The organism is Nonomuraea thailandensis (assembly GCF_024172165.1).
In the GTDB taxonomy this organism is placed as follows: Bacteria; Actinomycetota; Actinomycetes; order Streptosporangiales; family Streptosporangiaceae; genus Nonomuraea; species Nonomuraea thailandensis.
Genome location: NZ_JAMZEB010000002.1, coordinates 11,642,685 through 11,654,974 on the forward strand (window position 1 = coordinate 11,642,685; position 12,290 = coordinate 11,654,974).

11 protein-coding genes are annotated in these 12,290 nt (G+C 70.3%); 6 read left to right on the forward strand and 5 right to left on the reverse strand.

Features of this window, described 5'->3' with window-relative positions; all coding sequences use genetic code 11:
* Positions 1-2: 2 nt before the first annotated feature.
* Together HD597_RS58250 and HD597_RS58255 are read right to left on the reverse strand one after the other, a co-directional pair.
* Positions 3-1,484, reverse strand: a complete 1,482-nt coding sequence (locus tag HD597_RS58250) for an IucA/IucC family protein (protein WP_253757398.1) — start codon at positions 1,482-1,484, stop codon at positions 3-5.
* On the reverse strand, positions 1,481-2,620 hold the full coding sequence (locus HD597_RS58255; protein ID WP_253757400.1) for an ATP-grasp domain-containing protein: 1,140 nt from the start codon (positions 2,618-2,620) through the stop codon (positions 1,481-1,483). Before HD597_RS58255 ends, HD597_RS58250 begins: the two co-directional genes overlap by 4 nt.
* Before the next feature lie 148 nt (positions 2,621-2,768).
* Here HD597_RS58255 and nudC point away from each other — a divergent pair, with 148 nt between their 5' ends.
* Positions 2,769-3,740 carry an NAD(+) diphosphatase gene (nudC, locus tag HD597_RS58260; protein WP_253757402.1) on the forward strand — a complete coding sequence of 324 codons (972 nt, stop codon included), beginning with the start codon at positions 2,769-2,771 and terminating at the stop codon, positions 3,738-3,740.
* 4 nt (positions 3,741-3,744) lie between these two features.
* Here the strand turns inward: nudC and HD597_RS58265 are convergent, their stop codons facing one another.
* Positions 3,745-3,990 (reverse strand): glutaredoxin domain-containing protein, encoded by a 246-nt coding sequence (locus tag HD597_RS58265; RefSeq protein ID WP_253757404.1) that lies wholly within the window; start codon positions 3,988-3,990, stop codon positions 3,745-3,747.
* Between the two features lie 72 nt (positions 3,991-4,062).
* Complete coding sequence (locus HD597_RS58270; protein ID WP_253757406.1) at positions 4,063-4,965, reverse strand: alpha/beta hydrolase; 903 nt, start codon at positions 4,963-4,965, stop codon at positions 4,063-4,065.
* A gap of 153 nt (positions 4,966-5,118) precedes the next feature.
* Between HD597_RS58270 and HD597_RS58275 the strand changes: the two genes are divergently transcribed.
* The 4 genes from HD597_RS58275 to HD597_RS58290 all read left to right on the forward strand — a co-directional run bounded on the left by HD597_RS58275 (position 5,119) and on the right by HD597_RS58290 (position 9,202).
* Positions 5,119-7,164 carry an ATP-dependent DNA helicase UvrD2 gene (locus HD597_RS58275; protein ID WP_253757408.1) on the forward strand — a complete coding sequence of 682 codons (2,046 nt, stop codon included), beginning with the start codon at positions 5,119-5,121 and terminating at the stop codon, positions 7,162-7,164.
* Between the two features lie 147 nt (positions 7,165-7,311).
* The gene (tesB, locus tag HD597_RS58280; RefSeq protein ID WP_253757410.1) at positions 7,312-8,181 is read left to right on the forward strand and encodes an acyl-CoA thioesterase II; all 870 of its coding nucleotides are present in this window, start codon (positions 7,312-7,314) and stop codon (positions 8,179-8,181) included.
* Between the two features lie 509 nt (positions 8,182-8,690).
* Positions 8,691-8,960, forward strand: coding sequence for a WhiB family transcriptional regulator (locus HD597_RS58285; RefSeq protein ID WP_125636897.1), 270 nt, complete (start codon positions 8,691-8,693; stop codon positions 8,958-8,960).
* 77 nt (positions 8,961-9,037) lie between these two features.
* Entirely contained in the window at positions 9,038-9,202 is a 165-nt protein-coding gene (locus HD597_RS58290; RefSeq protein ID WP_185100977.1) for a hypothetical protein, read from the forward strand.
* A gap of 659 nt (positions 9,203-9,861) precedes the next feature.
* Here HD597_RS58290 and HD597_RS58295 read toward each other — a convergent pair.
* The gene (locus HD597_RS58295; RefSeq protein ID WP_253757412.1) at positions 9,862-10,464 is read right to left on the reverse strand and encodes a hypothetical protein; all 603 of its coding nucleotides are present in this window, start codon (positions 10,462-10,464) and stop codon (positions 9,862-9,864) included.
* Between the two features lie 119 nt (positions 10,465-10,583).
* Between HD597_RS58295 and HD597_RS58300 the strand changes: the two genes are divergently transcribed.
* Positions 10,584-11,213, forward strand: a complete 630-nt coding sequence (locus HD597_RS58300) for a TetR/AcrR family transcriptional regulator (RefSeq protein ID WP_253757414.1) — start codon at positions 10,584-10,586, stop codon at positions 11,211-11,213.
* Positions 11,214-12,290: the final 1,077 nt, after the last annotated feature.

The window sequence follows — 12,290 nt, forward strand, 5'->3', positions numbered from 1 at the left end:
GTTCAGGCTCTCCTCAGGTAGTTCGGCCCGCTGGTGCCGTAGAACTTGTTGACGTCGCGCGCCCCGGAACGTTGTTTCGAGACGAGCGTGCCAGCGGTGATCATGGACTTGCCGGTCAGCCTGGCCGCGTCGAGCGTCCTGGCGCGCAGGAGCCTGGCCATGGGGTCGTCGCCGTACTCGTCGAGCGCCCCGGCCAGCGTGTCCCTCAGGAGCGCGGCGGCCCGGTCGTGCGGCAGCGCGCCGAACGCCACGGCGGCCGCCGCCAGGTGCAGCGTGATGGTCACGAAGACGTCGGCCAGGGCGTGGGGGTCGTCGTTCAGCATGCGCTCGTCGGCGAACTCCGGCACCGCGACGCCGGCGGCCCGCAGCCTCGACGGGGAGGCCAGCAGCCCGTCGTTGTCCTTGACCAGCAGCTTGAGCCGGTCGCCCTGGAAGAGCAGCGCCAGGTTCTGCTGGTGGGCCTCCAGCGCGACGCCGTAGCGGACGAACAGCCGCACGTTCCACCGCAGCAGCAGCCGCAGGTAGCCGGGCAGCACGTCGCCCAGCTCGCCCAGGACGCCGGGGGCGGCCAGCGCGGCGACCGGCACGATCCGGCCCTCGGGCAGCCGCCGCACCATCCAGGCGAGGTACTCGTGCCCGGCGTGCGCCCACGCCTGCTCGTCGGCGAGCACCACGTCGGGGCCGGCCAGCTCCCGCAGCAGCAGCTCGGCCCTGGCGCCGTCGGCGAGCGTGCCCGGCTTGATCGAGCGCCGGTTCCTGGCGCCCAGGGTGCTGATCGGCAGCGGCAGCTTCACGTGAAGGCGCGGGCCGGCCTCCACGGTCCGCATGGACAGCGTCGGCCGTACGGTCAGGGCCGCCTCGTCCAGCACCCGCGCCCCGTCGATCTTCCGCACCTCGTCCACGCTCAGCGGATGCACGGGGAACAGCACCTCGTCGCTCCCCACGGGAAGACCCGGCGCCACGTCGGCGGGAAGGGCCGCGGCGGAGCCCGGGGCGAGCGCGCGGCGCGGTACCGCCGCCCACCGCAGCTCGAACGAGGGCCCGAACTCCGGCGCGTAGGCCAGCAGCTCGCCCTCCGACAGCCCCACCCGAGCCCGCGACGTCGGATAGACCGGATGATCCACGGAAGCGGCCACCGTCTCGTAGGAGGGCCGCGGCGCCTCGTGCGCCCGCTCGTCGTGCAGCTCCAGCGCCGCCAGCGCGGCCACGCACTCCTCGAAGAAGGCCGCCACCCCTTCGGAGTCCTCCGGCGCCGAGACCTCGACCAGCGTCTCCAGCACCTGCTCCAGCCCCAGCCGCTCGTCGGCGGCCACCACGAAGTCCTGGAACAACACCCCCGGTGAGAGCCGCACCCACCGCCCGTCGGCGAGCAGCAGCCCCACCCCGTCCTTGGTCCGGGTGACGCGGGAGGCCAGCCCGCCGTAGTCCTCGCGCAGCAGGGCGTTCAGCACGCGAGCGGCCAGGTAGGCCTCCCGCGACCTCATTCGACCACCCACGGCCGCGAGACCCGGTACTCCTCCACGACGGCCTCCACCCGCTCCCGGCTGGGACCCACGGCCCTGATCACACCCAGGTAGTCGCGGTTCGTCCTGGTCAGCGCGACGACCTCGCCGACGGCCCGCAGCGGACGATGCCACAGCCGTACGTCACCGGCGGCCACGGACTCGTGCCCCGGCGCGTCCCTGACGACTCCGGCCCGGTCCGCGACCAGGCTGACCGCGGTGCCGAACCGGGACGTCTCCGGAACGGCCGGCACCGATCCTCCGAGATGCACCCCCAGGATCCACTCGAACACCGGCACCCCGAGCACGTCCCCCAGCAGGAAGTCGCAGTGATCACCGATCACCCGGTAGTTCACCTCGACGATCCGCGGCCCGCCGGCGGTGACCGCGTACTCGGTGTGACAGGCCCCGAACCCGACCCCCAGCGCCCGCAACGCCGCCAGCACGTGCGCCTGGGAGTCATCGGAAGGATCCCAGTCGAGCCGCTCCTCGACGAAGTGCGGCAACGCCCCCAGCGTCGTCCCGAAGCCGCCGAGCACCCGCGGCCCGTCCGCGTCCCCCAGCGTCTCCAGCGTCCGCAGCGGCCCTTCGAGGTACTCCTCCACGACCAGCGCCTCGCCGGGCCGCCGCCGCCTGACCTCGGCCACGGCCCGCTCCAGGCCGCTCTCGACCAGCATGACGTCCTCGCTGGCCACCCCCTCGCGGGGCTTGAGCACCACGGGGTACGGCACCTGCGCGGGCACCGGGTCGCCGGGCCCGAGCCGTACGGAGAAGACCTGCTCGACGCCCGCCTGCATCAGCCTGCGCCGCATCAGGAACTTGTTCTTCGCCGCGGCGCACGCCCGCCAGTCCTTGCCCGGCAGCCCGAAGTAGGCCGCGGCCAGCGCGGTCTCGGTCTGCAGGTGGTCGGAGTTGGAGAAGATCGCGTCCGGCCTGCCGAGGTGCTCGATCGTGTCGATCAGCGCGCGCGGGTCCCGTACGTCGCACAACACCGCGGACGGATGTCGCTCCGGCCGGTCGGTGAGGATCGTCACCTCGCATCCCAGCGCCCGCGCCGCCGGCAGGAAGCCGTCCGTCACGGAATCGGTTGGTTTGAGCGCGGTCAGGTAGAGCCGCAACGCGAAGGCACCCCCGAAGAATCAGGTAAGGCTAACCTAACCCGTCGAATCTTAGCCCCACAGAGATCACTACGGTGCGCGGATACCGTAAACACCGGCTAACTGCGAGGTCATAGGATGACATGGGACTCGGGAGGGGGCGGCACCAGTGGAGACCGCGGAAGAGCAACTCATCGGCCCGCTACTGCTTGCGCGGGGGACCATCGACCGATCGTCGGCCCTGCGCGCCGACGATGGGTGGCTGGAGCGGGCCTGGGCGGATCCCGCGACCAAGGTGCTGGTGATCGACGACGGTCACACGCTGGTGCGGCGGCTGGGCGACGACGTGCAGGCGGTGCTGTTCACGCCCGCCGACGCGCCGCCCGGGCAGCGCTACCTCCTGGGCGTCGAGGACGGCGTCGCCTACTTCGCCGTGGCAGCGCCGCTGCCCGGCATCCCGCACGGCGACGTCAACGGGCGCGTGACGATCCCGATGTCCCTGCTCGACACCCCCGAGGGCGAGCCGGTGGCCGCGGGGTTGCGCCAGGTCGGCGGCCTGCTCGGCGACCGCGACGCGGGCCTGCTGGTCTACGCCGTCGCGCTGGAGGCGTGGCACTCCACCCACGAGTTCTGCCCGCGCTGCGGCGCGCACACCGTCGTGCAGGCAGGCGGTCACATCCGGGTCTGCCCGAAGGACTCCAGCCAGCACTTCCCGCGGGTCGACCCCGCGGTGATCATGCTGATCCGCGACGAGGCCGACCGCTGCCTGCTGGCCCGCGGGCCGCAGTGGCCGGAGGGGCGGCTGTCGATCCTGGCCGGATTCGTGGAGCCGGGGGAGTCGCTGGAGGCAGCCGTCGTGCGCGAGGTGGCCGAGGAGGTCGGCATCGCCGTCACCGGCCCGCGCTACCTCGGCAGCCAGCCCTGGCCGTTCCCGCGCAGCCTCATGCTGGGCTTCTTCGCCGAGGCCGTGACCACCGCGCTCACACCCGACGCCGAGGAGATCGCCGAGGCGCACTGGTTCTCCAGGCAGGAGCTGGCGCGGGCGCTGGAGTCGGGCGAGCTGCGCCTGCCGCCGCCTGTCTCGATCGCCCGCCGCCTCATCGAGACCTGGTACGGCGGCGAGCTGACCGGCGACTGGTGAGCCGTCAGGCTCCGAGCAGGGCCTTGACCTCAAGGGCCGAGGGGTTCGTCCGCACGACGCGCCCCTTGGGGGTCTCGATGACGACGGTCGGCACGACCTGGTTGCCGTTGTTGACGCTCATCACGAACTCCGCCGCCGACGGGTCACGCTCGATGTCGACGTCGTCGAAGCTGATGCCCTCGCGGGTGAGCTGGGCCTTGAGCCGCTTGCAAGGGCCGCACCACGTGGTGCTGTAGACCGTGAGCGCCATCTTGGGAGATCCCTCCAGGGTCAGGAAACAGGCGATCCGTGCAACAACGCGCGGTGCCCGTCTAATCCCGGATTACCCGATTCGGGCGGCGATCCACGCCTGCACCCGCTCGGCCACTCCCGGCTCCCGGTAGAGCGGCGAGCTGTGGTTCGTGCCCGGCTGCGTGAACACCGACACCTCCACCCCCACCTGCCCGAGCATCTGCCTGAGCAACTGGCTCTGCACCGGCGGCACGAACTCGTTCTCGGAGTGGATGGTCAGCATCGGGGCGTCCTTGCGACTGGCGTGCCAGGCCACCTCCATGCTCGCCCACACCCGCGAGCACTTGCCCTTGGGCGCGCAGCCGCCGGCCAGCTTGATCGCGGCCGTGCGGAGCTTGCGCTTGTTGGGGTCGGTGGCCTTCTCGCCGTCGGAGTACGCGCGCAGCGGCGAGATGATCGGCGAGAGCCCCACCACGCCCTTGAGCCCGCCGATGCCGTCGCCGTACGTGCCCACGGCCGCGGCGATGTGCCCGCCGGCGGAGAATCCCATGAGGACGTAGTTGTTCGGGTCGAAGGCGTACCGGTCGGCGTGCCTGCGCGCGGCGGCGATGGCGGCCAGCGCGTCGGTGCGCTGCGCGGGCCAAGCCGCGTCGCCCGACAGGCGGTAGTTGAGGTTGAAGACGGTGTAGCCCAGCTCGGCGTAGCTGCGGGTGATCTCCCTCATGTACTTCTTGTCACCGCTGGACCACCAGCCGCCGTGGATGAGGAAGATCCCCGGCCGCTGCTGGCCGTCGGGAGTCCACCAGATGTCCATGCTCTGGCGCTTGTGCGAGCCGTACTGGACGGTCTCCACCGACAACCCGCCGATGCCCTCGGCGTCGACCGGGTTGTCCACCGTGGGAGCTGGGGTCGGCTCCATGGACGCGCTCGCGGCGACGGGTGTGAGCGCGACGGCAGCGAGCGCGAGAGCGCTCACGGAAACCGCAGTTCGCACGGCCTTCCTTTCCCCCATGCAATGGTCGGGCCCCATTGTGGGGGAAAAGACCAGTTCTTTGCATCTTGTTGACGACTAGCTTACGAACATAGTTCGGCCCCGCATGTTGCCAGAATAAAGTGGTTCTCCGCCAGCGGCTGGGAGGATACACAGGTGAACGACGCGGACGACGTACTGATCGGACTCGACCCCGAGCAGCGCGCTGTCGCCGAGGCCGTGCGCGGGCCGGTGTGCGTGCTGGCCGGCGCGGGGACGGGCAAGACCAGGGCGATCACCCACCGCATCGCGTACGCGGTGCGCAGCGGGGTGGTCGACGCGCAGAGCGTCCTGGCTGTGACGTTCACCACGCGGGCGGCCGGAGAGCTGCGCCAGCGCCTGCGCGCGCTCGGCGCGCCCGGGGTGCAGGCCCGCACGTTCCACGCCGCGGCGCTGCGCCAGCTCACCTTCTTCTGGCCGCGCGTGATCGGCGGCGCGGCCCCGTCGGTCATCGAGTCCAAGCTGCCCGTCCTCGGCGAGGCGTGCCGCAGCCTCCGGCTCACCCCCGAGCGCTCGGAGCTGCGCGACATCGCCTCCGAGGTGGAGTGGGCCAAGGTCACGCAGATCGGCCCTGAGGACTACGTGGCCGCCGCCGCGAAGCACCACCGTACGCCGCCGGTCCCGGCCGAGCAGCTCAGCCGCGTCTACGAGGCGTACGAGCGGATCAGGCGCGAGCGCCACCTGGTCGACTTCGAGACCATCCTGGAGCTGACCGCGGCCGTGATGACCGAGCACCAGGAGGTGGCGGCGCAGATCCGCCAGCAGTACCGCTACTTCGTGGTCGACGAGTACCAGGACGTCAACCCGCTGCAGAAGCTGCTGCTCGACACCTGGCTGGGTGGCCGCGACGACCTCTGCGTGGTCGGCGACCCCAACCAGACGATCTACTCCTTCACCGGCGCCAGCCCGCGCTACCTGACCGGGTTCGGGGTGGAGCATCCCAAGGCGTCCGTCATCAAGCTCGTGCGCGACTACCGCTCCACCCCGCAGGTCGTCGACCTGGCCAACCTGGTGATCGCCAAGGGCCGCTCGCCGCACCGCCTGGAGCTGGTCGCCCAGCGGCCCGACGGGCCGAAGCCCGGCTTCAACGAGTACGACGACGAGCCCGCCGAGGCCGCCGGAGTGGCCAGGAGCATCAGGAAGCTGCTCGACAAGGGGGTCCCGTCGCGCGAGATCGCCGTGCTGTTCCGGGTCAACTCCCAGTCGGAGTCGTACGAGGAGGCCCTGACCAAGGCGGAGATCCCGTACGTGCTGCGCGGCGCCGAGCGGTTCTTCGAGCGCCCCGAGATCCGCCAGGCGATCGTGCTGCTGCGCGGCGCCGCCCGTTCCGCCTCGGGCGAGCCCCTCGCCTCCGAGGTCCACCACATCCTGGGCGGCGTCGGCCTGACGCCCGCGCCTCCCGGCGGAGGCAAGGCCAGGGAGAAGTGGGAGTCGCTCAAGGCGCTGGCCGACCTGGCCGAGGACATGGCGGCGGAGGGGGCCGACCTGGCCGCGTTCGTCGCCGAGCTGGAGCGCCGCGCCTCCGAGCAGCACGCGCCTCCCGTCGAGGGCGTCACGCTGGCCTCGCTGCACGCCGCCAAGGGCCTGGAGTGGGACGCCGTCTTCCTCGTCGGGGTCACCGACGGCATGCTGCCCATCATCTACGCGGAGTCCCCCGAGCAGATCGAGGAGGAGCGCCGCCTGCTCTACGTCGGCATCACGCGTGCCAGGGAGCACCTGTCGATCTCCTGGGCGCTGGCCCGCGCGGCGGGAGGCCGCAAGAGCCGCCGCCCGTCCCGCTTCCTCGACGGCCTCACCGGCCGCGCCTCGTCCCCGCCGCGCCTGGCGCCGTCCGCCCGCGAGCGCCGCCAGGTGGCCGCGCCGGTGAGCTGCCGCGTGTGCGCGAAGACGCTGGTGAACGCCGCCGAGCAGAAGCTGGGCCGCTGCTCGACCTGCCCGGCCGACTACGACGAGGCGCTGCTCGAACGCCTGAAGTCGTGGCGCACGGCCACGGCCAAGGAGGGCAAGGTGCCGCCGTACGTCATCTTCACCGACGTGACGCTGCAGGCCATCGCCGAGCGCGCGCCGGTCACCGAGCAGGAGCTGCTGTCGATCGCCGGGGTCGGCCGGGTCAAGCTCGACCGGTACGGCGAGGCCGTCCTGTCGCTGTGCAGGGGTTCGTAACGGAGTCGAAACCCGGCGGGGGCATCATCGGACAGACCAGACCCCCTCATGGGGTGGAATGGACGACACGCCAAACTTGTCCCAGGGACCGGTAACCATGAGGGGAAACGTGTCCCGAGGACCGGTGACCACGAGGGGGACGGACACGTGAACTCGGCGCTCAAGGAGCTCCTGGATCTGCTCGACCTGGAGCAGATCGAGCTCGACATCTTCCGCGGCAGGAGTCCGGAAGAGCGCATCCAGCGTGTCTTCGGCGGCCAGGTGGCGGCGCAGGCCCTGGTGGCGGCCGGCCGCACGGTCCCCAAGGACCGGAACGTGCACTCGCTGCACGCCTACTTCATCCGCCCCGGTGACCCGTCCATCCCGATCGTCTACAACGTCGAGCGGCTGCGCGACGGGCGGTCGTTCACCACCCGGCGCGTGGTGGCCGTCCAGCACGGCAAGGCCATCTTCACGATGTCCGCCTCCTTCCACGTCTTCGAGGAGGGGGTCTCGCACCAGGCCTCGGTGATGCCCTCGGTGCCCGATCCGGAGACGCTGCCGACGTTCCAGGACCGGATGTACGAGCTCGTCGGCGACCACCCGGAGCTGCGCGAGTGGTTCACCCGCCCCCGGCCGGTGGACGCGCGCTACGCCTCGCCGCTCACGTGGGAGGCGTTCCAGAACCCCGAGCTGCGCAGCGCGCAGACCAACGTGTGGTTCCGCTACCACGCCGACCTGCCCGACGACCCGCTCCTGCACGTGGTGCTGGCCGCGTACGCCTCCGACTTCACGCTGGTCGACACGATACTGCTGGCCCACGGCATGGCCTGGGGCGCCTCGAACGTCATGGGCGCCTCGCTCGACCACGCCATGTGGTTCCACCGCCCCTTCAGGGCCGACGACTGGCTGCTCTATGCTCAGGAGTCACCGTGGTCGGCGGGGGCCCGGGGGCTCGCTCGGGGTGAGATGTACACCGCGTCGGGTGACCTCGTGGTCTCGGTCGTCCAGGAAGCCATGATTCGCCTCACGAAATAGGCGAAATCGCAGGTAGAAAATATGTTGCCCCTTCCCGGCTTCCCGGTTTAGGGTCATGGTCAAGCGAGTCGGACAGGTCTGTTCCGACGATCCAGAGAGAGAAGGTGAGTCCAGGTGATCAGCATTCAGATGTCGGCCACGCAGTGGCTCGCCTTCGCATGCCGTGACTTGGTGAGGCTCGCCGATGGGCCCGCCAGGCTGCGGCAGGAGAAGTCTGCCCGTAGCCAGGCCTCCGCCTTCTACGCGCGCGCCCACGTCGGTGTGGCCGCAGCACCAGGCGCTCCTGTCTACGAAGGACGTATCGAACTGCCGGCCAACCAGCTCACCAAGGGTGGACTGTGCGGTCCGCAACCCTGGAGGGATGCTCCGGTCATAACCTGACCGGCACATAGCAGCCCCCAGGCCGCGGATCCGCACACAGGATCCGCGGCCTTCTTGTTTGTCCGTGATCCTCCGACCACCTATGAGGTGCCCGACTAAAGATCAAGATCGATCGAAGGAGAAAGCAGATGGGGGCGAAGACGATCATGGACCTGATCGACGAAGCCAAGATCCCCTGTCGTACCGACCCTGACCTGTGGTTCGCCGAGTCGCCGGAGGACGTCGAGTTCGCCAAGGCACTCTGCGGCGGCTGCCCGATCCAGCAGGCCTGCCTGGCCCGCGCGCTCGAGCGCGAGGAGCCGTGGGGGGTCTGGGGCGGCGAGCTGATCCTCCGGGGAACCGTCGTTCCCCGCAAGCGTCCGCGCGGGCGTCCCCGCAAGCACCCGGTCGCTGCCTGACCATCTTCACCACGCGCACCTACGAACCAAGAAAGCGAAACACGCAAATGATCACTCGATCGAGCAGGAGCCGAGCAGTGCCGGATCTCATCCATGACCTGGTCAATGACCGAATACAAACCCTCCACCGAGAGGCGGAGGAGCAACGCCTCATCCTGCGCGTCACTCGCGTGCAGCGGGCGCGGCGGGAGGTCAAGCGGGCGAACGACCGCCTGCGCCAGGCCTTGAGCCGCCAGATCTGATCCGGGAGATCCTGCCGCCGGCGCAGGATCTCCGGCCAGATCCTTTCCCTGGAGCCGGGCGCAACCAGCGCCCGGCTCTTTCGTTTGCCCTCCTGCTTGCGCTGCTTGCCGCCTATGCTGCCTGCATGCCTGCATGCCTGCATGCCTGCATGCCTGCATGGCTTGCCCTGCGTGCCTGCCTGCGTGGCGCTGCGTGCCTCCCTGTGCTGCCTGCGCTGCGTGTGTCTGCCCGGCCTGTTCGCCAGGCCTCCCGTCCGTTGCACACCACATGGCGCAGGCCCTCGCTCCTGGACGAGCCCGCTCCGCGACGGGTGTGCGGGCTGTTGCGCGAGATGACCTCCGCCGCATCACCTCCCCCCGCATCACCTCCGCCGCATGACTCCCGCTGCTGCACGCGACGATTGCCGCACACCGCAGAGAAGCCCGCCACCCCACACCGTCATCCGGCGGGGCACACCGTCATCCGATGGGGCCGTCTCACGCACCCTCATCCGGCGGGGGCCGCTCCCCGCACCGTCGTCCGGCGGAGGTCGTCTTCCTCGCCGCTGGTGCGGGAGGCTGCCTCCCGCACCGTCAACCGGCAGAGGTCGCTTCCCACACCGTCGTCCGGTGGGAATCGCCTTCCTCGCCGCCGGCTGGGGAGGCCGCCTCCCGCGCCGTCAACCGGCGGGACTCGCCCCTCGCTGCCGGCCTACCGCCAGCACCAGTGGCTCCTCCTCCGCGCTCCAGAGCCGCGTCACCATCCACGCCACCCCGATCGCCGCCACCACCAGCCCGGCCAGGTAGACCGGCTCCGGCACCGCGCTCCGCAGCGACCCGGGCACCATGCCCGCCGCGTAAAGCGCCACGCCCACCACAGGCATGACCCCGCTCCTGACCGCCGCCGCGCTGAACGTCAGCACCCCGACCAGCAGAACGCCCGACGTCACCAGAAACGCCCGCCCGGTCCCACCGGCCAGCAGCCCGCTCACGGTGCCGCCACCCAGGTAGGGAAAGACGAAGTGCAGCGTGTACTCGACCGCGAACGCCCCGGCCAGCCCGGCCGAGTTGAGCACGTACCCGACGAGCCCGAGCGTCCCGGAGCGGGCGCGGATGAGCAGGTAGATGCCGGTGATCGCGAGTAAGCCGGTGAGCGCCGCGAACGGCGCGATGGCATGGGTGAACGCCGTCTCGGGCAGCAACCCACCCCGCCGGGCGGCGTTGACGACGAGCAGCCCGGCGCAGCCGAACCCCGCCACCGCCGCGACCCGTAGAACACTCATGGACGAATCCCCTTCCCTGATTCCGGGACCCCGCCCTCCGGCCACCGGTCTCCTCGCACCCGGCCCGTAGGGCGATAACGCTCGTTATGATGCGCGTTATCGCCCGCTATGGTGAGAGGGTGCCGAGAGCCGTAAGCACCCCGAAAGAACTCGGCGCACTGCGCCAGGACCTCCTGGACGCGGCCATGCGCATCCTGCGCGACCAAGGCGCGCCCGACCTGACCCTCCGCCGCGTCGCAGACGCCGCCGCCACCTCCACCATGGGCATCTACACCTGCTTCGGCGGCCGTGCCGGCCTGCTGGAGGCGATCTACGAACACGGCTTCCGCCTCCTCCACGAGGCCATGACCACCTCCTTGAACGGTCACACGGACCCGCTGGCCAGGATCATGGCGGTGGCGTACGGTTACAGGCGGTTCGCCCTGACCGACCCGGCCCTGTACGCCCTGATGTTCGAACGCCCGCTCCCCGACTTCGACCCGTCACCGGAGCAACGCAACGACGCCCTCCGCCGCTGCTTCGGCCTCCTCATAGAGGCCACCACCGCAGCGATCCGAGCCGGCCTCATCCGCTCCTCGAACCCGGAGCGCTCGGCCTACCTCGTGTGGACCACGATCCACGGCCTCGTCAGCATCGAACTCACCTGCTCGCTCCGCACCCCGCTACCCGGCTGGTTCCTGAACTCGCGCGAGGAAGGCGAGCGCATCCTCACCGACGGCATCCAGGCCCTCCTCACCGGCCTCACCTGACCGCACGAGCCCCGCACCCGAAGCACCCGGGCTGCCACGACCGGCGCCCGAGAGCGTGCCGGCTTCACCGCGTCCTGCGGCCTCTGCACTCTGGCAAGCAACTCCTACACGCGCCGGGGCCGGAAGGGCGCCGGAGAACGCCGTCTTGGTCCAGTAGCCGATGCCAGGACCAGCGCTCAAAATGCGCCGACCGGTAGGGCCGGTGCCCGAAAGCACCTCTGCGATCAGAATCAGTGCGAGTTGGCGTGCGCACCTCAGGCCGGCGCCCGAAGAGGCGTGCGAACCTCAGGCCCAGCGCCCGAAGAGGCGTCCGGGCCTCAGGGGCAGCGCCCGAAGAGCGTGCGGGCCTTGTGATCAGCACCTGCGAGCGTGTTGGCGGCCGAGTATCAGCCCCCAAGAGCATGCTGGCCGTCGAGATCATCGGAGACAACCGCCTGGGCCGTCAAGAACAGTGGCCGGAAGCGTCCTGTCCATCAGGACCGCCGCTCGAAATAGCGCTGGCTGGTAGGACACGTGCGAGCGTGAGCCCTACCAGCCAGCCAACGAGCCGCCCACCGCCTGTCACCCATGAGGCCCGTGCGGAAGATCGAAAACCTGACGGGAAACACCGTCGGCGAACAGCCCTGCCAAACCGCCGATCACACGTGCGGCCCGACCCGCGATCCCAAGAGGACCACCAGGACTCGCGCACCCCATGACGGCGTCATGCACTCAGGGAGAAGTGAGACAACGCACGGCACTCAGCTCGACAGGCACGCCCTTGAGCGTCGGATCAACCGTGGTCGCCACCTCACCCGCACGAGAGGCCAGACACTCCCCGGCGCGAACCGGATCGACGACGGCGCTCGCAGCCGGGCCGGTCGCGAACACCCCTACGGTGACCAGAGCAGCGGCCGCCAACAGGCACGCGGATCGGTGCATCTGCATCCTCCCAAAAGAGAGTAACGGTTTGCAGTCGAATAATTACACAGTGTAGTTGTCGTGCAACAGTGCTCTCCCCAAATTCCAGTCCCACATCGGGCTCACCCACACACCGCTCAGGAAGCGGTCGCCGATCGTGTGCCCACTTCGCTCAGC

Excerpts from the sequence above, each read along its gene's own strand:
- HD597_RS58250 (WP_253757398.1), bottom strand. The coding sequence starts at position 1,484 with ATGAGGTCGCGGGAGGCCTACCTGGCCGCTCGCGTGCTGAACGCCCTG.
- HD597_RS58265 (WP_253757404.1), bottom strand. The coding sequence starts at position 3,990 with ATGGCGCTCACGGTCTACAGCACCACGTGGTGCGGCCCTTGCAAGCGG.
- HD597_RS58285 (WP_125636897.1), top strand. The coding sequence starts at position 8,691 with ATGGGGGCGAAGACGATCATGGACCTGATCGACGAAGCCAAGATCCCC.
- HD597_RS58295 (WP_253757412.1), bottom strand. The coding sequence starts at position 10,464 with ATGAGTGTTCTACGGGTCGCGGCGGTGGCGGGGTTCGGCTGCGCCGGG.